The following is a 20149-nucleotide window of genomic DNA, read 5'->3' as shown; positions in this document are numbered from 1 at the left end:
AGCCCGTCGGGTGTGCCATGGTGCAAAGGTCAACGCCGTCGGCGTCAGGGCTGCCGGCGTCAATCCGAAGGAGATTCCGATGGGTCTGTTCGACAGCGCGAAGGACAAGGCTTCCGAACTCGCAGGGGAACACCAGGACACGATCGACGAGGGCGTCGAGAAGGCAGGGGACGCCGTCGACGAGAAGACCGACGGCAAGTACGCCGACAAGGTCGACAGCGCGCAGGAAGCCGCCAAGGAGCGACTCGGCGACCTCTGATCGCCGTACGCACGAGGAAGGGTCCGGGCACCAGCCCGGACCCTTCCTCGTCTCCTGACGGGGTCCCGACGGTGGTCCTGTTGGGAAGTGCGAGGTCAGTCGCGCCAGATGACCACGACGGCACGATCGTCGGCCAGTCCCCCGCTGCCCATGGTGCAGATGCGGGTCGCGGCGCCACGAGCACCGACGGCGAGCGCCCGGTCGGCGTGGCCGAGCATCCGGTCGACACCCTGCATGAGGTCCATACCGGGTTGCTCGATGACACCGTCGGTGAACAACAGCAGCGCGTCCCCGCGTTCGAGTCGGCCGCCAACCCGGGCGAAGTCGTCGGTCGTCTGCCCGTCCAGGATGCCGAGCGCCACACCGGACGCGCCGTCGATCGGCGCGAACCGCCCCGAGCCGGCGTGGAAGTGCATGGCGGGCGGATGACCTGCCGAGCCGATGCTGTAGGCACCGGTCGCCAGGTCGACCGAGGCGTGCACCGCGGTCGCGAACCCCTCCGACCAGCCCTGTCGCATGAGGTAGTCGTTGGCCGCCGGGAGGAACCGGTCCGGCTCCATGGCGCCGAGCAGCCCGGCGAACGCGCCGCCCAGCAGCAGCGACCGCGTGCCGGCCGTCCACCCCTTGCCCGAGACGTCGACGAGGGCGAGATCGAACCGGTCGCGGCTGGGGCAGTTGCCGACCACGAAGTCGCCGGAGAACGCATCGCCGTACGCCGGCTGCACACTGGACTCGACGTTCCAGCCCTGCGGCAGGATCGGCAATTGTCCTTGGACGCGGAGGCGTTCGCGCAGATCCATCAGCATCGAGCCGCCGACCGCAGCGGTCACACCTGCCCGCGTATGCCGCCGGTCGACCACGGAGACGACGACCATGGTCGCCGCCAGGACCAGTCCCAGGGAGACCGCCTCGGGTCGGCCGCTGTCGACCACGCTGATCAGGTAGACGGCGCCGATCGCCCCGAAGACCACACCGGTGCGACGCGTCGACAGCACCATCCGGGCACCGACCGCGACCGGGATGAACAACGCGTAGGTGACGTCATGGGGCCAGACGACCGTCGCCAGCCCGAGCAGCAGCACCAGGCACACCAGCGCGCCGGTGGCGGCGTCGGATCCGGGCCGAGCTGTCGCCGGCGTCGGACGGGCGAACCGCCGCGGTGCAAGCGAGAGATCGATGGCCATGCGGGAATCCTGACCCTCGGCCAACGCGGCGATCGACACAATTTACTGACTTCTTACCGCTCCCATGCCAAATCCATGAGATAAGGTTCGCGATCACTTCGCAGCGGGCAGTTCACCGCTCTGCTCGTACTTCGCGACCATGTCGATGCGGCGCTGATGCCGATCGGCGCCGGAGAACGGCGTCGCCAGGAAGACCCGCACCATCTCCTGGGCCTCCTCGATGGTGTTGAACCGTCCGCCGATCGAGATGACCTGCGCATTGTTGTGCTCGCGGGCCAACCGGGCGAGTTCGGCGTTGTAGCAGAGTGCTGCGCGCACGCCCTGCACCTTGTTGGCGGCCATCTGCTCGCCGTTGCCGGACCCGCCGAGGACGACGCCGAGCGAACCCGGGTCGGCCGCAACCCCTTCGGCTGCGCGCAGCACGAAGACCGGGTAGTCGTCCTGGTCGTCATACGTCGTCGCACCGTGGTCGATCACCTCGTGGCCCTCGTCGGCCAACCAGCTCACCAGCGCCCGCTGCATCTCGTAGGCCGCATGGTCGCCGCCGATGTGCACTCGCATCCTGCTGCTCCTCAGCTGAAGTCGGGACCCGCGGTGCGGGTGCGCTTGATCTCGTAGAAGCCCGGGGTGCCCGCCACGAGCAGGCAGCCGTCCCAGAGCTTTCCGGCCGCCTCGCCCTTCGGCGCGGGCGTCACGACGGGACCGAAGAAGGCGGTGTCACCGAACGACACCACGGGCGTGCCGACGTCCTCGCCGACCAGGCCGATGCCGCGTTCGTGGGAGGCCCGCAGCAGTTTGTCGATCTCGTCGCCCGGGACGTTGCCGTAGAAGTCGATCAGCCCGGCGGGCAGCCCGACCTCCTCGAGCGACTCCGTCACGGCCCGGCGCTGGCCCTCGTCGGTGCCGCCCATGCCGCCCGGGTGCAGGCGGGTGCCGATGGCGTCGTAGAGCTGCTTCTTGTATTCGTCGCCGTGGTCCCGCGCGGCGGCGATGACCACGCGCACCGGGCCCCAGCCACGGTCCAACATCTCGCGGTAGCTCTCCGGCAGGTCGTCACGGCCCTCATTGAGCACCGACAGGCTCATCACGCTCCAGGTCAGGTCGACCGGGCGGACCTTCTCGACCTCCATCAGCCACCGGGACGTCATCCACGCCCACGGGCACAACGGGTCGAAGAACATCTCGGCCGGCTGCCGCTGCTGGTCCTGCTGCTGAGTGTCGTCTTTGGTCACGGCCTCAATCCTGCCACCCGGCTCGTGCGAGGATGACGCACATCCGATCCCAGCTTTCTTGATGGAGCTTTCGTAGTGCCCAACACCAATCTCACCCGTGAGGAAGCGCAGCGTCGCGCCGCCTCACTGCACGTCGAGTCGTATGACGTGGACCTGGACCTCACCACCGGGCCCGAGACGTTCCGCACCACATCCCGCGTGCGGTTCACCGCGACCGACACCGAGGCAGCCGGCCAGGGGACGTTCATCGATTTCCTCGGCCCGTCCGTCGAATCGATCACCCTCAACGGCGAATCCCTCGACCCGGCAACGGCTTTCGACGGAGCGCGGATCAGCCTGCCGGCACTGGCCGAGTCCAACGACCTCACCGTCGTGGCCACCGGCGCCTACATGAACACCGGCGAGGGGTTGCACCGTTTCGTGGACCCCGCGGACGACGAGGTCTACCTCTACACGCAGTTCGAGGTCGCCGACAGCCGCCGCGTCTTCGCCGTGTTCGAGCAGCCGGACCTGAAAGCGACCTTCGCCTTCACCGTCACCGCGCCGGCCCGCTGGAAGCTGATCTCCAACCAGCCCACGCCCGAGCCGGAGGCTGCCGAGCAGACCTACACCGGCCCGACCGGCACCCAGGAGCCCGCCGCCACCTGGCATTTCGAGCCGACGCCGCGTCTGTCGTCATACGTCACCGCCCTGGTGGCCGGGCCGTACGACGTGGTGCGTGACGAGGTGCAGGCCGCGAACGGGACCGTGCCGCTGGGTGTCTACTGCCGCAAGTCGCTGCGCGAACACCTCGACGCTGACAACCTTTTCGCGATCACCAAGAAGGGGTTCGCGTTCTTCGAGGAGAAGTTCGGCGAGCCCTACCCGTTCGCGAAGTACGACCAGATCTTCACCCCGGAGTACAACGCGGGCGCGATGGAGAACGCCGGCTGCGTCACCATCACCGAGACCTACATCTTCCGCACCCAGGTGTCGGAGGCGCTGATCGAGCGCCGCGCGCTGACCGTGCTGCACGAGCTGGCGCACATGTGGTTCGGCGACCTGGTCACCATGCGCTGGTGGGACGACCTGTGGTTGAACGAATCGTTCGCCGAGTGGGCCTCCACCTGGTGCCAGGCGGAGGTCACCGAGTGGGACACCGCGTGGACCACCTTCTCCAGCTCGGAGAAGACGTGGGCCTACCGGCAGGACCAACTGTCCTCGACGCACCCGGTCTACGCCAACATGCGCCACCTGGAGGACGTCGAGGCCAACTTCGACGGCATCACCTACGCCAAGGGCGCCTCGGTGCTCAAGCAGCTCGTGGCGTATGTCGGGGTCGAGCCGTTCGTCGCCGGACTGCGTTCCTACTTCGCGAAGTTCAAGTGGGGCAACACCACGTTCGACGACCTGCTCGGCGAGCTCGAGACGACCTCGGGCCGTGACCTGTCGACCTGGCGGGAGCTGTGGCTGAAGACCTCGGGCGCCAACATCCTGCGCCCGGTCATCCAGCTCGACGACGCCGGCGTCATCACCTCGCTGCAGATCGAGCAGACCGCGCCCGAGGGCTATCCGACGCTGCGGCCGCACCGGCTGGCGATCGGCTGCTACACGCTGGCCGACGGCACACTCACCGCGCAGGAGTCGGTCGAGGTCGACCTGGACGGCGCACTGACCGACGTCCCGAAGCTGGTCGGCCGGCCGATGCCGGACCTGCTGCTGGTCAATGACCAGGACCTGACCTACGCCAAGGTCCGGCTCGACCCGCGCTCACTGGAGACGGTGCTGGCCCACCCGACGGCGATCACCGACTCGCTGACCCGGGCCGTCGTCTTCGGCGCCCTGTGGGACATGACCCGCGACGGCGAGCTGCCGCCGCGCCAGTACATCCGTTACGGCGTCGACGCGCTCGCCACCGAGACCGACTCCACCGTCCGGCAGACGCTGATCTCGCAGGTCACCGGCGCCACGACCGCGTTCCTGACCTCGGGCGCGTTCGGTCACACCACGTCATTCCTGCGGCCCGAGCATCGTGCCGAGGCGGCCGACGAGGTCGCCGCGGCGCTGCGCAAGCTGATGTCCGCCGCGGAGCCGGGCAGCGACGCGCAACTGCAGCTGACCCAGGCGTTCGCGCGGTTCGCCCGCCGTGACGAGGACGTCGCCTACGTGCGCGAATTGCTCCAGGGCGAGACGGTGCTGGAGGGTCTGCCGCTGGACACCGACATGAAGTGGACACTGCTGACCTCGCTCGCAGCGGCCGGTGCGGCGACGGACGAGGAGATCGACGCCCAGCTCGCGACGGACAACACCGCAACCGGCATCGCCCGGGCGGCCGGTGCCCGCGCGGCATACCCGACGGCGGAGGCCAAGGCGAAGGCGTGGCACGACCTGGTGGAGGCCGACTCGCTGCCGAATGAGACCGCACGGGCGGTCGCGCTCGGCTTCGGGCGGGTGCACGACACCGCGTTGCTGGAGCCGTATGTCGAGCGCTACCACGCGGCACTGCGCGAGGTGTGGGACGCCCGGACCTACGCGATGGCGTCCAACTACGTGACCGTGCTGTACCCGATCGCGCTGTCGGACCGGGCGCTGCTGGACGCCACCGAGACCTGGCTGGCCGCCCACCAGGACGCCCCGGCCGGACTGGTGCGGCTGGTCGCCGAGAACCGTGACCTGGTGCGTGTCGCACTGACCGCGCAGGCCCGCGACGAGGACTGAGTCAGCTGGGGCCACCGCGCCCTGCACTCACTACTGTCGTTACTTCCTCGCTGATTTCGTCGGATTTCGGCGAGGAAGTGACGACAGTAGTTGTGTGCGGGTCCCGCAGGTCCACTCACACCACCCGCCGACTGATGCCAGGGTCCGAGCCGGCGAGGGTCGTTACTTCGTCGCGCTGCGCCGAGTCACCGCGCGGATCAAGCGTTTGGCGCGCCGCGACACCATCAGGTCGTCGAGCGTGGTCGGCTTGCGGTCCGGTCCGCTGAGCGGCAGCCGCCAGTTGGGGTATTCCTCGTCGGTGCCCGGCTGGTTGATCGTGCGGACGTCACCGGCCAGATCGTTGACGGAGACGCCGAGCAATTTGCTCGGCGACCAGGTGAGGAACTTGTGCAGGGCGTCGACCTGGTCGTCGACCGACGCACCGGGACGCAGCAGCGCGCGCGAGCGCAGCTCCGCCAGCACCGCCTCACGTTGCTCGGCGTCGATCGTGCGCTCCTCCTCCACCGGACGGGTGAGCAGGCCGAGATCATTGCGGACGCTGATGTGCTCGCCCTGCAGGTAGCCGGCCGTCGGTGGCAGATCGTGGGTAGTGACACTCGCCAACGCCAGGCTGCGATAGGTCTCCGGCGGGCGCGGCCCGCCCTCGTCGGTGCGCTCGAACCACAGCACCGAGGTGCCGAGCACCCCACGGTCGGCAAGGTATTCGCGCACCCAGTCCTCGGTGGTGCCCAGGTCCTCACCGATCACGACCGCGCCGGCGCGATGCGCTTCGAGCGCGAGGATGCCGACCATCGCCTCGTGGTCGTACCGGACGTAGGTGCCGTCGAGCGGCTTCTTGCCGTCCGGCACCCACCACAACCGGAAGAGCCCGAGGATGTGGTCCACGCGCAGCCCGCCGGCCATCCGCAGGCTGGTGCGCAACAGGTCGCGGTAGGCCTGGTAGCCGGTCTCGGCCAGCCGATCGGGCCGCCACGGCGGCTGGCTCCAGCTCTGCCCGAGCTGGTTGTAGTCGTCCGGCGGCGCACCGACCGACATACCGCCGGCGAGCACGTCACCCAGCGCCCAGGCATCCGCCCCGCGTGGGTGGACGCCCACCGCGAGGTCGTGGATCACGCCGAGTGACATTCCGGCGGCACGGAGTTCGCGTTGTGCGTCGACGAACTGCGACTGCACGATCCACTGCAACCAGCAGTAGAAGTCGACGTCCTCGGCCAGTCGTTCACGCTCGGCCGCCACGGCCTCGCTGCGCGGATCGCGCAGCTCCGCCGGCCAGTCCGGCCATGCCGTGCCGCGGTCGGCCGTGATCGCGCACCAGGTGGCGAAGTCGAGCAGCGGCTGCCCCTCCCGCTCGCAGAAGCTCTCCAGGTCGCGCCGCCGACGGTGGGTGCTGTCGGTGCGATAGATCATCCGCAGCGCGGCCTGCTTGGACTGCCAGCTGCCGTCCCGGTCCAGATGATCCAGCTTGTTGAGCCGGCGGGCGTCGTCGCTGTGCCACTCGACCAGCTGATGCTGGGCCGCCGACAGATAGCCGAGTTCGGGGACCTCCTCGACACGGATGTAGAGCGGGTTGACGAACCGCCGCGTCGTCGGCAGGTATGGCGAGGGCTCCATCGGCGCCACCGGCTCCGCGGCGTGCACCGGGTTGATGAGCACGAAATCGGCGCCCTGGCGCACCGCCCAGGTGCCCAGCTCGGCCAGGTCGGCGGCATCACCCAGGCCCCAGGAGTGTTCGGACCGCACGGAGTACAGCTGTGCGGTCAGGCCCCACGCGCGGTCGTGTGCCAGAGCGTCCGGCAACTCCAGGCGCTCCGGTGTCACGATCACGGTGGCCACGGCGTCACGCCCGGCGCCATACGTGACCTCCAAGCGGTGATAGCCGAGCGGGAGATCACCGGGGAGCTCGATGGTCGCCTCGTGGGTCGGCAACCCGTCCACCTCGCGGGCGGCGGCGGTCGGCTCCTTGACCTCCACGTCACGAACAGTGCCGTCCTCGAAGGTGATTCGCGCATCCACCGGGTCGTCCTCGGGCACGTGCACCGGAACCCACGGCGTCCAGCCGTCGCGCATCACGATGACCGGAGGCAGCACGCGACGCCAGGCCTCCAGCTCCTTGTCGGCCAACGCCTGCTCGGTGGCGCTCTCGTCCGACGCGTCGACGTCGAGCGCCGCCAGCACCGCCCGGATGGTGTCCGTCGCGACCGTGACGTGATTGCCACGCCAGTCCCAATATTCCGTTGCGACACCGTGAGCGCGGGCGAGACGAGCGAGTGCTTCGGAGGGGGCTTCGGGCATGGGAGCAGTCTGTCAGAGGCGATTTGCCACCCCGTGACGCCGGGCCGTAAGGATGGAGGCATGCCGTTCCGATTCGCTACCCGATTCGCTGCTGCCGACAAGCAATCGACCGCCGAGTGGGCCGTGGGTGCGCCGCTGATGATCCTGTGCATCATCGTCGGTGCCATCGTGCTGCGGTGGGTGGTGGTGCGAGCGATCGACCGCACCGTGCACGCGATGGAGAACCGGCCGCGGCCGGTGCGGTCCAACCGGGCGAGCCGGGTGCTGCGGCAGGCGGCCGGCCTCGACTCCGAGCGCCGCAAGCAACGGGCCGCGACGATGGGCTCGATCCTGCGTTCGGTCGCGACCATCGTCATCTACGGGATCGCCTCGCTGACCGTCATGGCACGCCTGGGGGTGCCGTTGGCGCCGCTGCTCGCCTCGGCCGGGGTCGGCGGTGTCGCCCTCGGCTTCGGCGCGCAGAGCCTGGTCAAGGACTTCCTGTCCGGCATCTTCATGATCATGGAGGACCAGTACGGCGTGGGTGACGTCATCGACACCGGCGAGGCCGTCGGCACGGTGGAGGAGGTGACCCTGCGTGTCACCCGACTCCGCGACTACGAGGGTGTCGTCTGGTATGTCCGCAACGGTGAGATCCTGCGCATCGGTAACAAGTCGCAGAGCTACGCAACGACGTATGTCGACATACCCATCGCGATCGATCAGCCCGTCGAGAAGGCCTTGGAGGTGTTGCGCCGGGTTGCCGCGGAGGTGGACGACGAGTCGCCCTGGAAGGAGCGGCTGCTCGAGGAGCCGACGGTCGCCGGCGTACAGGACATGACCAGTGGATCGGTGACGTTGCGGATCATGGCGACCTGCGTGCCGAACGAGCAGTACGGCGTCGCGCGCGAGATCCGCGAGCGGGCCAAGATGGCGCTCGACGCGGCCGGGGTGCGCGGGCCGCAGCTGCCGCCCTACGGTCCGTCGATCGGCACCTGAGAGGATGCGCTGGTGACCACTTTCTACGACGAGGTCGGGGGGCACGAGACCTTCCAGCGGTTGGTGCACGAGTTCTATCTCGGCGTGGCGAAGGACGAGCCGTTGAAGGCGCTGTATCCCGAGGAGGACCTGGGCCCGGCGGAGGACCGCCTGCGGATGTTCCTCGAGCAGTACTGGGGCGGCCCGACCACCTACAGCGAGCAACGCGGTCACCCGCGGCTGCGGATGCGGCACGTCTCGTATGCCGTCACACCGACCCAGCGAGACCGCTGGCTGCTGCACATGATGAACGCCATCGACACCCTGGAGCTGGACGCCACCCATGACGGCATGCTGCGCGACTACATGACCCGCGCTGCCTACTCGATGGTCAACGCCTGGGACGAGTGATCGCCCGGATTTTTCTCCGGCGACAGCAGCCCTCACACTTGATCGGGTGACTGTCTCGACCGGATCTTCTTCGCAGCTCGTGCACGCCGCCCACCCGGACGGCGAGTGGTGGCGCAGTGCGGTGATCTACCAGATCTACCCGCGGTCGTGGGCGGACGCAGACGGCAACGGCGTCGGCGACCTGCCGGGCATCACCGCCCACCTGCCCTACCTGCGCGCGCTCGGCGTCGACGCCGTGTGGCTCTCCCCGTTCTACACCTCGCCGCAGGCCGACGCCGGGTACGACGTGGCGGACTACCGGGACATCGACGCGCTGTTCGGGACACTCGCCGACGCGGACGAGCTGATCCGCGCGGCCCATGACCACGACCTGAGGGTCATCGTGGACCTGGTGCCCAACCACACCTCCGACGAGCACGCGTGGTTCCGGGCCGCACTGGCCGCCGCGCCCGGGTCGCCGGAGCGCGAGCGCTACCTCTTCCGCGACGGCCGCGGCGCGGAAGGCGAACGACCACCTAACAATTGGCAGAGCGTCTTCGGCGGCGACGCGTGGACCCGCATCACCGAGCCCGACGGCACACCCGGCCAGTGGTACCTGCACCTCTTCGACCGCAAGCAGCCGGATCTCAACTGGGAGAATCCCGTCGTACGGGAGGAGTTCGAGGAGATCCTGCGCTTCTGGCTGGACCGCGGCGTCGACGGCTTCCGGGTCGACGTGGCACACGGGCTGGTCAAGGCCGCCGGTCTGCCGGACTGGAGCGGACCGATGAACATGCTCGACATGACCCAGGACCACACGCCGCCGCCGATGTGGGACCAGGACGGCGTGCACGAGATCTACCGCGACTGGCGCAAGGTGCTCGACTCCTATCCGGGCGATCGCGCGATGTGCGCCGAGGCCTGGGTCGAGCCGCCGGCGCGGGCGGCCCGTTACGTGCGCCCCGACGAGTTCCAGCAGGCGTTCAACTTCGACTTCCTGGTGACCCCGTGGCGTGCGGCCGACCTGACGGCTGCCATCGCGCGGTCCTACCGGGCCAACGACGAGGTGGGTGCGCCCACCACCTGGGTGCTGTCCAACCACGACGTGGTGCGGCACGCGACCCGGCTGGCGCTGCCGGTCGGCGCACCGCGCCCCAACGGCATCTTCGCCAGCGATCCGCAGCCGGACGCCGCCCTCGGGCTGCGCCGGGCGCGCGCGGCGACCACCGTGATGCTGGCGTTGCCCGGCGGCGCCTACGTCTATTACGGCGAGGAACTCGGCCTGCCCGAGCACACGACTCTGCCGGACGAGGTCCGCCAGGACCCGACCTACCTGCGCACCGGCCACCGGGAGGCCGGCCGCGACGGCTGCCGCATCCCGATGCCGTGGGAGAAGGACTCCGCCTCCTACGGATTCGGACCGACCGACGATCCCTGGTTGCCGCAGCCGGCGTCGTACGGCGAGCTGGCCGTCGACCAGCAAGACGGCGTCGCCGGGTCGACCCTGGAGCTCTACCGGCAGCTCCTGCGCCTGCGCCGTGAGCTCGACCTCGGCGAGGGCTCGCTGACGAAGGTCGACCTCGGCCCGGACGTCGTGGCGTATGACGTCGCGAGTGGCGACAACACCGTGCGCGTGATCCTCAACTTGGGTACTGCGGACATCGAACTGCCTTCGGGCGCCGAGGTTCTCGTGAACAGTGCAGGTGGTCTCGATACACCCTCCTCCGCTGCGGCCCCCCGGGCACTCGAGCAGCGTGCGGTCCCGACGGATACGGCGGTGTGGATCCGCGGCTGATCAGCGCAGCAGCACGTGGCCGACGGGTGTGGTGAGCCGGTGCCAGTTGCCGGCGGCATACACCTGCGCGGTGGTGCCCACCGCGAAACCCAGCGTGTATGACGCGAAGGCCGCCGCTGCCGGCATACCCTCCACGTCGCCCGCCGTGGGCATCGGCCGCGACCACACCGAACGGCGCAGCGCGTCGACCGCGTGGGCGCCGGACCCTTCCGGCGCACCCGACGCGATCTCGGCAATGCCTTGGGCGGCAACGGTGTTCAGGTCCTGCACGCGAATCTCGCCGACGGGTCGCCAACCGGCCTGTGGTGGCGACACGGCCGCCCAGGCGGCCCGCACCTGCGTGGGCGGCACCGGCACGTCCGTGCCCTGCGGCTCGCGTGCGAACCGGTCGGTGAGCCCGGCGAGCGGCACGACCACGTCGAGTTGCGCCGGTGCGGCCAGCGGCAACACCCGCAGCCCGAGGGTCGTGCCGGCCCCGGTCAGCCCCTGACCGGGCAGCACCCCCACCCAGACCGCCAGCACGGCTCCGGCCGCCTGCAGCCGCACCGCGCCGCCCGCGTCGAGCTGACGCGCCCGCCCGACATAGGTGACCAGGTCGGCCCGTGCCTCGGCGTCCGCCAGCCGCAGCATCATGCGTGGCCCTTGGGGCGTCGCTTCATCCGCACCGGCGGCCCCGCGTGCGCGGCCAGGATCTCCCGGTGCTCCGGCGCGACGCGCACCGGACGCTGGGTGTCCATGTCGAAGACCACCTGGGTCGTCTCCCCCACGGCGTACACCACGGCGTCGTCCCCGCGCGTGGAGCGCACCTCGTAGCTGGTGTCGAACGACGCGCCGGCCAGCTGGGAGACCCAGATCGCGACGACGATCGGCTCCTTGCGCCAGTGCAGCTGCTGCAGGTAGTCGATCTCGGCGCGAGCCACCAGCAGCGGCGGGCGGCCGTCGGGGCCGGTCTCGACCCCCGCGAACCACTGGGCGAACGCGATCACCCGGGCTTCCTCCAGCAACCGTAGGAACTGGACGTTGTTGACGTGACCGAGCGAGTCCATGTCCGACCAGCGCAGCGGGACGTCGACGTAATAGGGGCGAGGACTGGCAGCCATGCCGTCATCGTCCCAGGTGGATCGTTACGCTCACCGGGTGACCTCCGACGACACGACCCCTCAGCTACCGCCCGTCGACGACCTGCTGGACGTGCTCGACCTGCGGTCGGTGGGCCAAGCGCGTTCCAACTCGGTGATCACCGCGCCCGACGGCGCGCCCGAGATGGACCTGAGCGAACGCTCCCTCGAACTCTTCAGTGGCCGCAGCCAGCGCACGCCGCACGGGCGGGCGTTCGGTGGTCAGGTGCTCGCGCAGAGCGTCATCGCGGCGGGCCGCACGGTTGCCACGGCGGGCTTCGCGACCCGTCCCATCCATTCGTTGCACGCCTACTTCATCCGCCCCGGCGACTCGACCCACCCGATCGAGTTCGGCGTCGAGAACCTGCGCGACGGAAACTCCTTCTCGGTGCGCCGGGTCTACGCCATGCAGTACGGCCAGACGCTGCTGTCGGCGACCCTGTCCTTCCAGGAACCGGCCGACGGCCTGGACCACCAGGCCGCGATGCCCTCGGTCCCCGACCCGGACCGCGTCCGCACCACCGCCGAGGAACTCGCCGGCATCGACCACCCCGCGGTGGATCACTGGAAGCGCCGCGCGCTGGACGTGCGCACCGTCGAGGGCGCCATCTACCTGGTGCCTGGCCGGCAGCATGCAGCGCACCAGAACGTCTGGATGAAGGCCGTCGACGCGCTGCCGGACGACCCACTGCTGCACGCCGCGGTGCTCGCCTATGCCTCGGACTACTCGCTGCTGGAGTCGGTGCTGCGCCGCCACGGGCTGGTGTGGGCCGACCCGCGGCTGCGCCCGGCGAGCCTGGACCACGCGATGTGGTTCCACCGGCCGGGACGGATCGACGAGTGGGTGCTCTACGAGCAGGAGTCGCCGTCGGCGTCCGGCGGGCGGGGGCTGGGCCTGGGCAAGATCTTCTCGCTGGACGGCAAGCTCATCTGCTCCGTCGCCCAGGAGGGCATGGTCCGGGTCAAGGAGTAGCCGGACCGGCCGTGCTCAGGGGACGATCACCAGCTTGCCGCGGGTGTGACCTTCCCGGCTGCGGTCGAAGGCCGCTCCGACACCGTCCAGCCCGAACGTCTGCGCGACCTCGACGGTGAGCTTGCCCGCGTCGGCGAGTTCGGCGAGCGTCACCAGGCCGTCGTGGTCCGGCCGCACCCACAGATACCGGCCACCGTGGTCGGTCACGGACGGATCCGCGATGGAGGCGTGCCGGCCGTCCTCGGCCAGCACCGCGACCGTCGTGTCTTCCACGTCGCCGACGAAGTCCACTGCCGCGTCGACGCCCTCGGGGGCGAGGGCACGCACCCGGTCGGCGAGGCCCTCGCCATACGTGACGGGTTCGGCGCCGAGCGAGCGCAGATAGTCGTGATTGCGCTCGGACGCCGTGCCGATCACGCGCGCACCGGCGGCGACCGCCAGCTGCACGGCGAAGCTGCCGACACCGCCGGATGCGCCATGGACCAGGACCGTGCGGCCGGCGCCGTCCGGGCTGATGCCGGTCGCCTCCAGCGCACGCAACGCCGTCAACCCGGCCAGTGGCAGCCCGCCGGCCTGCTCGAAGCTGAGCGATGCCGGCTTGTGCGCCACGGACGTCGCCGGCACCGCGACCAGTTCGGCGAAGGTGCCGGCGTGCACCGAGTCCTTGCGCGCATAGGCGTAGACCTCGTCGCCGGCCGCGAACTCCGGCGTGTCCGGGCCGACCGCCCGCACCACACCCGCGACGTCCCAGCCGGGGATCACCGGGAAGACCGCGTCCATCAGTCCGTCGAGGTAGCCGGCCATGACCTTCCAGTCGACCGGGTTGACACCGGCCGCCCGGACCTCGATGAGCACCGACCCCGGCGCGACCTTGGGGTCGGGCAGATCGCCGACCGTCAGCGTCGAATTGTCTTGTGCGTAGGACGAATAGCTGGCTGCTCGCATCACTGACTCTCCGCTCGGGAACGGCTCACTCCGGGCCGTCCACCAGTCTAGGACCGGGTATGCCGCCCGCGGCGGGCCGCATCGGACGGCTCGCCGGTGGGCACGAAGTGCCGGGAATCGGCGTGGCTGCGCCATACGCTTTTCGCATGGGTCCAGTGACCCGCGACCTCGACACGGAGTAAGGGCCTCATGGGGGAACGAACCCACTGGCGCCAGGAGCGCGTCTACGTGCGCCGCCGGCGCATCGCTCTCGCGCTGACCGCACTGGTCTGTGTGTCCCTGGTGACCTCGGTGATCATGGTGTGGCAGGCACTCAGCCCGGAGTCGGCGGCCGACGCCAAGGGCACCGCGCCGGCGGTCAGCTCCACCACCGCAACTCCCGCGCCCGGACCGAGGGTCGCCACGCCGGAGGTCGTCCAGCACCGGCCCTCGGCCGAGACCAGGCTACGGCGGGTCGACCGCTTCACCGGCGGCATCACCCCCAAGTCGGTGGATGCCAGCGGGCACGGCCTGGTGCTGGCGAACAACATGATCTACAGCCACTCGATCACCGTCTACGACAGCACGACACACCAGCTCGTCAAGCGGCTGCCGGACTCGATCGACCTGTCGAAGTTCGGCTTCCCCGAGCACAAGGGCATCGCCAAGGGCGGACCGGTCGAGGCGGCGTGGACCAAGGACGCAAAATACGCCTACGTGTCCAACTACGTCATGTCCGGTCCCGGCTTCCGCGGATTCGCCAAGGACGAGTGCTCACCGAAGAGCGGTTTCGACCGCGGGTTCGTCTACCGTTTCAACGCCACCACGATGAGCTGGGATCAGGCGATCGAGGTCGGCGCCGTGCCGAAGTTCGTGGCCATCACCCCCGACCAGTCCAAGGTCGTGATCAGTAACTGGTGTGACTTCACCATCAGCATCATCGACCGGGCGACCGCCCATCAGATCAAGGTGATCAAGCTGGCTGCGCAGCCGCGCGGGATCGTGATCATGCCCGACAACAGGACGGCATACGTGGCCGCGATGTACGGCAACAAGGTCTTCCGGGTCGACATGGAGACCGGCGAACACCATGTGATCCTGGCCGTCGACCGCCCGCGACATCTCGTGCTCTCCCCGGACAGCAGGACGCTCTACCTCGCGGCCAGCGGCACCAACCGGGTCTACAAGATCGACACCGGGACGGACAAGGTGGTGGCGCAAGTGGTTTCGGGTCCGGAGCCGCGCAGCATGACCATCTCGCAGGACGGCACCGCACTGTATGTCGTCAACTACTACGGCAAGTCGGCGAGCAAGATCAGCACGGCGGACATGAAGGTCGTGCAGCGCGTGCCGACCGACCCGTCGCCGATCGGCATCACCTACGACGACGCCACCCACCAGGTGTGGGTCGCGTGCTACGGCGGCAGCATGATCGTCTTCGACGACACCCGGGCCACGGAGCAGATGACCGGCGACTCGCCCGGCAGCGGCGCGACGTCCTCCATCGACTCGTCGGTCACCGCCACCGCGGAGTGACCCGTCCGATGTGCTGAGATCGGCGTATGACGATCCCGAACCCTCTCGTCCCGGTCACCCTCGCGGGGCGGCTGGTCCGTCTCGAGCCCCTGCAGCCCGACCACCACGACGACTTGGTGACCGCGGCCGCGGACGGCGAGATGTGGGACCGGTGGTACACCACGGTCCCGCGCCCGCAGCAGATGCGCGCCGAGATCGACCGGCGGCTGGCGCTGCAGGATGCCGGCACGATGCTTCCCTTCACCGCGATCCGGGTCGCCGACGACGCCGTCATCGGTATGACGACCTTCATGGACATCGTGCCGTCGGTCCCCCGGGTGGAGATCGGCTCGACCTGGAACAGGCAGTCCGTGCACGGCACCGGCACCAACGCCGAGAGCAAGCTGCTGTTGATGACGCACGCCTTCGAGACCTGGCAGGTGGAGGCGGTGCGCTACCGCACACACAAGATGAACCTGCAGTCCCGCGCGGCGATCGAGCGACTCGGCGCGGAGCTGGAAGGGCTGCTGCGCGCCGACTCCATCGACGAGCAAGGCGTCGTGCGTGACACCGCGCAGTACAGCGTCGTGGCGCGCACCTGGCCGATGGTGAAGGCCAACCTGGAGCACCGGCTGCGGCACCGCTGATTCCCACGGAGCGTCCATGGAGCGTGCATGGAGTTCCTCGGTCGAGCGGTCACCGGACCTCATGGGGCCAGGGCCCGGCTACCTGCGTCTACCCCGACGGACCCGAGAGCTGAGGTCGGCGCCCAAACTCGGTTGCCCGGTGCCGGTGCCGGCAGCAACGATGGCGGCCATGACTTCACGAGTTGCCAACTTCTGTTTCGACGCCGCCGACCCCTACGCCCAGATGATGTGGTGGAGCCAGGTGCTGGGCGACTATCACCTGGAGGACGACGACCCGTCGCGGCCGGGCGATGAGGAGGCCGGACTGATCGGGCCGGACAACACGTTCCTGCTGTTCCTGAAGGTGCCCGAGGCCAAGACGATCAAGAACCGCGTGCACTTCTGCCTGCGGTCGACGGACCTGACCCGCGACGAGGAGGTCGACCGGCTGCTCGCCCTCGGGGCCACCATGGTCGACGACCTGCGCAAGCCCGACCGGGGCTGGGCGGTGCTCGCCGACCCCGAGGGCAACGAATTCTGCGTGCTGCTGTCGGACCAGGAGCTCGCCGCCCGCCAGAACTCCTGAGCCGCCTCGGCTTCAGCGGCTTCCACACCGAAAGGTCAACGGATGTCGCGAGATCCGGCGCTCACGACATCCGTTGACCTCTCGCTTCGTTCTGCCAGCTTCCGTGGCCGAGAGTCCGACCGATCGTGCGCATAGCCGGAGCGGGCTGGTGGTTGTCCGCGCCGTTGATCTCGATGACGTTCCAGTCGCCGCCCCGCATGGCGCGTCGACGCACCTGATCCAGGCGACGTTGCTCCACGGTGAAGTGGTAATCGCCGTCATACTCCACCACGACGCGCTGGGCTCGCCATACGAAGTCGGCCATCCCCAACCAGTGTCCGTGCAGATCATGCACATCTTCATTCAGCTTCGGCTCGGTGAACCCGGCGGACCGAAAACGTAGGCGCCACAATGTCTCCTGCGGGGACCGCACCCCGGCGCGGATGAGTGCGACCGCCTCGCGGGCTCGCCGGATCCCCCGCGCACCGGGGTTGTTCGCGACCAGCGGCTGCAGCCTCCCCCCGTGCTCGGGAAAGGCATACGTGATCGCGTCGCCCAGGATGACCAGATCCTGTACCGAGGCGCTCGCGGCTACATCCAGCCAGGTCTGGGCAGGTGACGTCCTGGGTATGCCGTCGACGAATCCCATCTGTCGGCGCTGCATGCCGCGGTGCTCGACGACGCCGCGACGACGAACCCGCATGCCGTCCGGCACCGTCACGTGCAGCCGGTCGCCGTTCGGCGCAGGAAGACCGAGCAGCGCCGCCGCCGTGTAGTGGGAGAACGCCGAGCCGGGTGGCAGTAATCCGCAGAGTGCCGCAGCCCGCACCTTCACCTCCATGTCATCCTCGGAAAGTCGAATCCCGGGGGTCGGCGTGGTCAGCGATCGGTGCCGCAACCTGCCAGGTGTGACGCCGAGCGCGACCGCCTCGCGGTAGGTGAAGGCGGGCCCCAGCGATTCCGGCAGCGGCGCAGGTGGACGGTGCATGACCGTCAGAGTGCCCGGGTCACGCAGCGTCCCGCTGACGGCCTGTGGATAACCCGCAATCGGGCTCGCGTGCCAACGGCGAAAGGTCAACGGATGTCGTGAAGCGTGCATCTCACGACATCCGTTGACCTTTCGGCGGCCGACAGTCCACGAGCCGGGTGCGTCGACGACCACGACAGGCACGGGCCCGGCGATCGCAAGCAATCGCCGGGCCCGTGCCTGTCGTGCGGAGAATCGAACCAGAGGCTCAGCTCAGTCGCGGGTGAGGCGTCGGTGGGTGACGCGGTGCGGGCGCGCGGCGTCAGCGCCGAGGCGCTCCACCTTGTTCTCCTCGTAGGACGCGTAGTTGCCCTCGAACCAGTACCAGTTCGAGGGGTTCTCGTCGGTGCCCTCGTAGGCCAGGATGTGCGTCGCGACCCGGTCCAGGAACCACCGGTCGTGGCTGATGACGACGGCGCAGCCCGGGAAGTCCAGCAGGGCGTTCTCGAGGGACCCGAGGGTCTCGACGTCGAGGTCGTTGGTCGGCTCGTCGAGCAGCAGGAGGTTGCCGCCCTGCTTCAGCGTCAGCGCCAGGTTGAGGCGGTTGCGCTCACCACCGGAGAGCACACCGGCCTTCTTCTGCTGGTCCGGGCCCTTGAAGCCGAACTGCGAGACGTAAGCCCGAGAGGGGATCTCGACCTGGCCGACCTGGATGTGGTCCAGCCCGTCGGAGACGACCTCCCACAGCGTCTTCTCCGGGTCGATGCCGGCGCGGCTCTGGTCGACATACGAGATGTCGACGGTCTCGCCGACCTTGACCGAACCGTCGTCCGGCTCCTCCAGACCCACGATGGTCTTGAACAGCGTGGTCTTGCCGACACCGTTGGGACCGATGACACCGACGATGCCGTTGCGGGGCAACGTGAACGACAACCCGTCGATGAGCACGCGGTCGCCGAAACCCTTCCGGAGGTCCTTGACCTCGATGACCTGGGAACCCAGGCGCGGGCCCGGCGGGATCTGGATCTCCTCGAAGTCCAGCTTCCGGGTGCGCTCCGCCTCGGCCGCCATCTCCTCGTAGCGCGCCAGACGCGACTTGCTCTTGGTCTGGCGGGCCTTGGCGTTGGACCGGACCCACTCCAGCTCGGACTTCAGCCGCTTGGCCAGCTTGGCGTCCTTCTTGCCCTGGACCTGCAGGCGCTCCTGCTTCTTCTCCAGGTAGGTGGAGTAGTTGCCCTCGTAGGGGTAGAGCCGGCCGCGGTCGACCTCACAGATCCACCCCGCGACGTGGTCGAGGAAGTAGCGGTCGTGGGTGACCGCCAGGACGGCGCCGGGGTATGACGCCAGGTGCTGCTCGAGCCAGTTGACCGACTCGGCGTCGAGATGGTTGGTGGGCTCGTCCAGCAGCAACAGGTCGGGCTTGGACAGCAGCAGCTTGCACAGCGCGACCCGGCGGCGCTCACCGCCGGAGAGCACGGTGACGTCGGCGTCTCCGGGCGGGCACTGCAGCGCGTCCATCGCCTGCTCCAGCTGGGAGTCCAGATCCCACGCGTCGGCGGCGTCGATCTTCTCCTGCAGCTTGCCCATCTCGCCCATCAGGGCGTCGAAATCGGCGTCCGGCTGGGACATCTCCTCGGAGATCTCGTTGAACCGGTCGAGGTCGGCCTTGATCTGCCCGAGGCCCTCCTCGACGTTGCCGCGCACGTCCTTCTCCTCGTTCAGCGGCGGCTCCTGCAACAGGATCCCGACGCTGAAGCCGGGCGACAGGCGGGCCTCGCCGTTGGAGGGCTGGTCGAGGCCGGCCATGATCTTCAGGATCGTGGACTTACCGGCACCGTTGGGCCCCACGACGCCGATCTTCGCGCCGGGGTAGAAGGACATGCTGACGTCATCGAGGATCAATTTGTCCCCGACAGCCTTGCGCGCCTTGGTCATGGTGTAGATGAACTCGGGCATGCGGGTCAGGCTATCGGGGCAAGGCCGCGCCACCGAAATCGTCGTGCCGGAGCGTGCCGCTCCGTCAGTCAGCTCGCATGCTGCTCCACCAGCGGCCCGGTCGAGGCGGCCGGCAGGTCGTCGCCGTCCGCCGGGTCACCGGCGTCGGCCACGTCGCCGGCTGCGCCACCCCACGGGTCGGTCATCGCCACCGCGTCGTCCGTGCGCCAGCTGGGCCGCTCCCCGCTGCCCGCGGTCGCGGCGAAGCCGGACCGCTGGTGCTGGCCGGGCACCTTCTGATAAGTCGAGATGCCGAAGCGCAGGTCGGGCCCGACGTTGATCGCCTCGATCTCCGGGGCGGAGCGGTTTTCGCCGGTGGACGTCTGCCACTGGCTCATCCGCAAGATGCCGTGGACGAGCACGGGCATCCCCTTCTTCAGCGACTGCTGCACGTTGGACCCGACCGCGCGGAACGCCACGACCTTGTAGAAGGAGCTGCGGCCGTCGACATAACCGTTGCCGGCCTGGTCGCGGTAGAACTCGTTGACCGCGACCCGGAAGGTCGTGAAGTCGCCCTTGCCACTGGTGATCCGGTCCGGATCGGCCACCACGTTGCCGCAGATGGTCACCTTTGTCTCGTTCATGTCGAACCCCTGTCCGGCGTGCTCGCCCGGTCTGCCGATGCACGCCCTGCGCGTGCGTCGATGTGGACCTTCAGAG

Annotated in this window: 19 protein-coding genes; 9 read left to right on the top strand and 10 right to left on the bottom strand. The window is 69.1% G+C overall.

What is annotated here, in order from left to right; genetic code table 11:
* The first annotated feature begins 79 nt into the window (after positions 1-79).
* The gene (locus ACYVBN_RS03150; RefSeq protein ID WP_440280754.1) at positions 80-259 is read left to right on the top strand and encodes an antitoxin; all 180 of its coding nucleotides are present in this window, start codon (positions 80-82) and stop codon (positions 257-259) included.
* A gap of 95 nt (positions 260-354) precedes the next feature.
* On the opposite strand, the gene ACYVBN_RS03145 is transcribed toward ACYVBN_RS03150, so the two are convergent.
* From ACYVBN_RS03145 to ACYVBN_RS03135, 3 genes are all read right to left on the bottom strand, one after another.
* A complete protein-coding gene (locus ACYVBN_RS03145) occupies positions 355-1443 on the bottom strand; it encodes a PP2C family protein-serine/threonine phosphatase (protein ID WP_440280753.1) in 1089 nt (362 codons plus the stop codon).
* Positions 1444-1536: 93 nt separating this feature from the next.
* Positions 1537-2004, bottom strand: coding sequence for an RpiB/LacA/LacB family sugar-phosphate isomerase (locus ACYVBN_RS03140; protein WP_460599244.1), 468 nt, complete (start codon positions 2002-2004; stop codon positions 1537-1539).
* A gap of 11 nt (positions 2005-2015) precedes the next feature.
* Complete coding sequence (locus ACYVBN_RS03135) at positions 2016-2624, bottom strand: mycothiol-dependent nitroreductase Rv2466c family protein (RefSeq protein ID WP_460599788.1); 609 nt, start codon at positions 2622-2624, stop codon at positions 2016-2018.
* Between the two features lie 126 nt (positions 2625-2750).
* Here ACYVBN_RS03135 and pepN point away from each other — a divergent pair, with 126 nt between their 5' ends.
* The gene (gene pepN / locus ACYVBN_RS03130) at positions 2751-5372 is read left to right on the top strand and encodes a M1 family aminopeptidase (RefSeq protein WP_460599243.1); all 2622 of its coding nucleotides are present in this window, start codon (positions 2751-2753) and stop codon (positions 5370-5372) included.
* Between the two features lie 162 nt (positions 5373-5534).
* On the opposite strand, the gene malQ is transcribed toward pepN, so the two are convergent.
* Positions 5535-7664: a 4-alpha-glucanotransferase gene (gene malQ, locus ACYVBN_RS03125; RefSeq protein ID WP_460599242.1), complete on the bottom strand. Its 2130-nt coding sequence runs from the start codon at positions 7662-7664 to the stop codon at positions 5535-5537.
* A gap of 60 nt (positions 7665-7724) precedes the next feature.
* Here malQ and ACYVBN_RS03120 point away from each other — a divergent pair, with 60 nt between their 5' ends.
* Genes ACYVBN_RS03120 through ACYVBN_RS03110 form a run of 3 tightly spaced genes read left to right on the top strand, consistent with a single transcriptional unit; the run spans position 7725 to position 10806 of the window.
* Positions 7725-8642, top strand: coding sequence for a mechanosensitive ion channel family protein (locus tag ACYVBN_RS03120; protein ID WP_460599241.1), 918 nt, complete (start codon positions 7725-7727; stop codon positions 8640-8642).
* A 12-nt stretch (positions 8643-8654) separates the two neighbouring features.
* The gene (locus ACYVBN_RS03115) at positions 8655-9032 is read left to right on the top strand and encodes a globin (RefSeq protein ID WP_460599240.1); all 378 of its coding nucleotides are present in this window, start codon (positions 8655-8657) and stop codon (positions 9030-9032) included.
* 46 nt (positions 9033-9078) lie between these two features.
* Positions 9079-10806: a glycoside hydrolase family 13 protein gene (locus ACYVBN_RS03110; RefSeq protein ID WP_460599239.1), complete on the top strand. Its 1728-nt coding sequence runs from the start codon at positions 9079-9081 to the stop codon at positions 10804-10806.
* Here the strand turns inward: ACYVBN_RS03110 and ACYVBN_RS03105 are convergent, their stop codons facing one another.
* Entirely contained in the window at positions 10807-11439 is a 633-nt protein-coding gene (locus ACYVBN_RS03105; protein ID WP_460599238.1) for a hypothetical protein, read from the bottom strand.
* Positions 11436-11906, bottom strand: a complete 471-nt coding sequence (locus ACYVBN_RS03100; RefSeq protein WP_440280745.1) for an acyl-CoA thioesterase — start codon at positions 11904-11906, stop codon at positions 11436-11438. Before ACYVBN_RS03100 ends, ACYVBN_RS03105 begins: the two co-directional genes overlap by 4 nt.
* Before the next feature lie 37 nt (positions 11907-11943).
* On the opposite strand from ACYVBN_RS03100, the gene ACYVBN_RS03095 reads away from it, so the two are divergent.
* Positions 11944-12897 carry an acyl-CoA thioesterase gene (locus ACYVBN_RS03095; RefSeq protein WP_440280744.1) on the top strand — a complete coding sequence of 318 codons (954 nt, stop codon included), beginning with the start codon at positions 11944-11946 and terminating at the stop codon, positions 12895-12897.
* A 15-nt stretch (positions 12898-12912) separates the two neighbouring features.
* Here the strand turns inward: ACYVBN_RS03095 and ACYVBN_RS03090 are convergent, their stop codons facing one another.
* Entirely contained in the window at positions 12913-13842 is a 930-nt protein-coding gene (locus tag ACYVBN_RS03090; RefSeq protein ID WP_440280743.1) for an NADP-dependent oxidoreductase, read from the bottom strand.
* A gap of 189 nt (positions 13843-14031) precedes the next feature.
* On the opposite strand from ACYVBN_RS03090, the gene ACYVBN_RS03085 reads away from it, so the two are divergent.
* The 3 genes from ACYVBN_RS03085 to ACYVBN_RS03075 all read left to right on the top strand — a co-directional run bounded on the left by ACYVBN_RS03085 (position 14032) and on the right by ACYVBN_RS03075 (position 16548).
* Entirely contained in the window at positions 14032-15357 is a 1326-nt protein-coding gene (locus tag ACYVBN_RS03085) for a YncE family protein (protein ID WP_460599237.1), read from the top strand.
* Positions 15358-15383: 26 nt separating this feature from the next.
* Positions 15384-15983, top strand: a complete 600-nt coding sequence (locus ACYVBN_RS03080) for a GNAT family N-acetyltransferase (RefSeq protein ID WP_460599236.1) — start codon at positions 15384-15386, stop codon at positions 15981-15983.
* A gap of 169 nt (positions 15984-16152) precedes the next feature.
* The gene (locus tag ACYVBN_RS03075; RefSeq protein ID WP_460599235.1) at positions 16153-16548 is read left to right on the top strand and encodes a VOC family protein; all 396 of its coding nucleotides are present in this window, start codon (positions 16153-16155) and stop codon (positions 16546-16548) included.
* A 61-nt stretch (positions 16549-16609) separates the two neighbouring features.
* Here ACYVBN_RS03075 and ACYVBN_RS03070 read toward each other — a convergent pair whose 3' ends face one another.
* The 3 genes from ACYVBN_RS03070 to ACYVBN_RS03060 form a co-directional block, all read right to left on the bottom strand.
* Positions 16610-17515, bottom strand: coding sequence for a hypothetical protein (locus ACYVBN_RS03070; protein WP_460599234.1), 906 nt, complete (start codon positions 17513-17515; stop codon positions 16610-16612).
* Between the two features lie 252 nt (positions 17516-17767).
* Positions 17768-19450, bottom strand: a complete 1683-nt coding sequence (gene ettA / locus ACYVBN_RS03065) for an ABC transporter ATP-binding protein (RefSeq protein WP_460599233.1) — start codon at positions 19448-19450, stop codon at positions 17768-17770.
* A 68-nt stretch (positions 19451-19518) separates the two neighbouring features.
* Complete coding sequence (locus ACYVBN_RS03060; RefSeq protein ID WP_460599232.1) at positions 19519-20073, bottom strand: single-stranded DNA-binding protein; 555 nt, start codon at positions 20071-20073, stop codon at positions 19519-19521.
* Between the last annotated feature and the right edge of the window lie 76 nt (positions 20074-20149).

It is taken from the genome of Flexivirga lutea, from assembly GCF_054778955.1.
The sequence above is the reverse complement of the archived record's forward strand: the minus strand, read 5'-3'. Positions and strand labels throughout refer to the sequence as shown.

Excerpts from the sequence above, each read along its gene's own strand:
- ACYVBN_RS03100 (WP_440280745.1), bottom strand. The coding sequence starts at position 11,906 with ATGGCTGCCAGTCCTCGCCCCTATTACGTCGACGTCCCGCTGCGCTGG.
- ACYVBN_RS03105 (WP_460599238.1), bottom strand. The coding sequence starts at position 11,439 with ATGATGCTGCGGCTGGCGGACGCCGAGGCACGGGCCGACCTGGTCACC.
- malQ (WP_460599242.1), bottom strand. The coding sequence starts at position 7,664 with ATGCCCGAAGCCCCCTCCGAAGCACTCGCTCGTCTCGCCCGCGCTCAC.
- ACYVBN_RS03085 (WP_460599237.1), top strand. The coding sequence starts at position 14,032 with ATGGGGGAACGAACCCACTGGCGCCAGGAGCGCGTCTACGTGCGCCGC.
- ACYVBN_RS03060 (WP_460599232.1), bottom strand. The coding sequence starts at position 20,073 with ATGAACGAGACAAAGGTGACCATCTGCGGCAACGTGGTGGCCGATCCG.
- ACYVBN_RS03145 (WP_440280753.1), bottom strand. The coding sequence starts at position 1,443 with ATGGCCATCGATCTCTCGCTTGCACCGCGGCGGTTCGCCCGTCCGACG.
- ACYVBN_RS03070 (WP_460599234.1), bottom strand. The coding sequence starts at position 17,515 with ATGCACCGTCCACCTGCGCCGCTGCCGGAATCGCTGGGGCCCGCCTTC.
- ACYVBN_RS03135 (WP_460599788.1), bottom strand. The coding sequence starts at position 2,624 with ATGTTCTTCGACCCGTTGTGCCCGTGGGCGTGGATGACGTCCCGGTGG.
- ACYVBN_RS03150 (WP_440280754.1), top strand. The coding sequence starts at position 80 with ATGGGTCTGTTCGACAGCGCGAAGGACAAGGCTTCCGAACTCGCAGGG.
- ACYVBN_RS03075 (WP_460599235.1), top strand. The coding sequence starts at position 16,153 with ATGACTTCACGAGTTGCCAACTTCTGTTTCGACGCCGCCGACCCCTAC.
- ACYVBN_RS03140 (WP_460599244.1), bottom strand. The coding sequence starts at position 2,004 with ATGCGAGTGCACATCGGCGGCGACCATGCGGCCTACGAGATGCAGCGG.
- ettA (WP_460599233.1), bottom strand. The coding sequence starts at position 19,450 with ATGCCCGAGTTCATCTACACCATGACCAAGGCGCGCAAGGCTGTCGGG.
- ACYVBN_RS03090 (WP_440280743.1), bottom strand. The coding sequence starts at position 13,842 with ATGCGAGCAGCCAGCTATTCGTCCTACGCACAAGACAATTCGACGCTG.
- ACYVBN_RS03080 (WP_460599236.1), top strand. The coding sequence starts at position 15,384 with ATGACGATCCCGAACCCTCTCGTCCCGGTCACCCTCGCGGGGCGGCTG.
- ACYVBN_RS03120 (WP_460599241.1), top strand. The coding sequence starts at position 7,725 with ATGCCGTTCCGATTCGCTACCCGATTCGCTGCTGCCGACAAGCAATCG.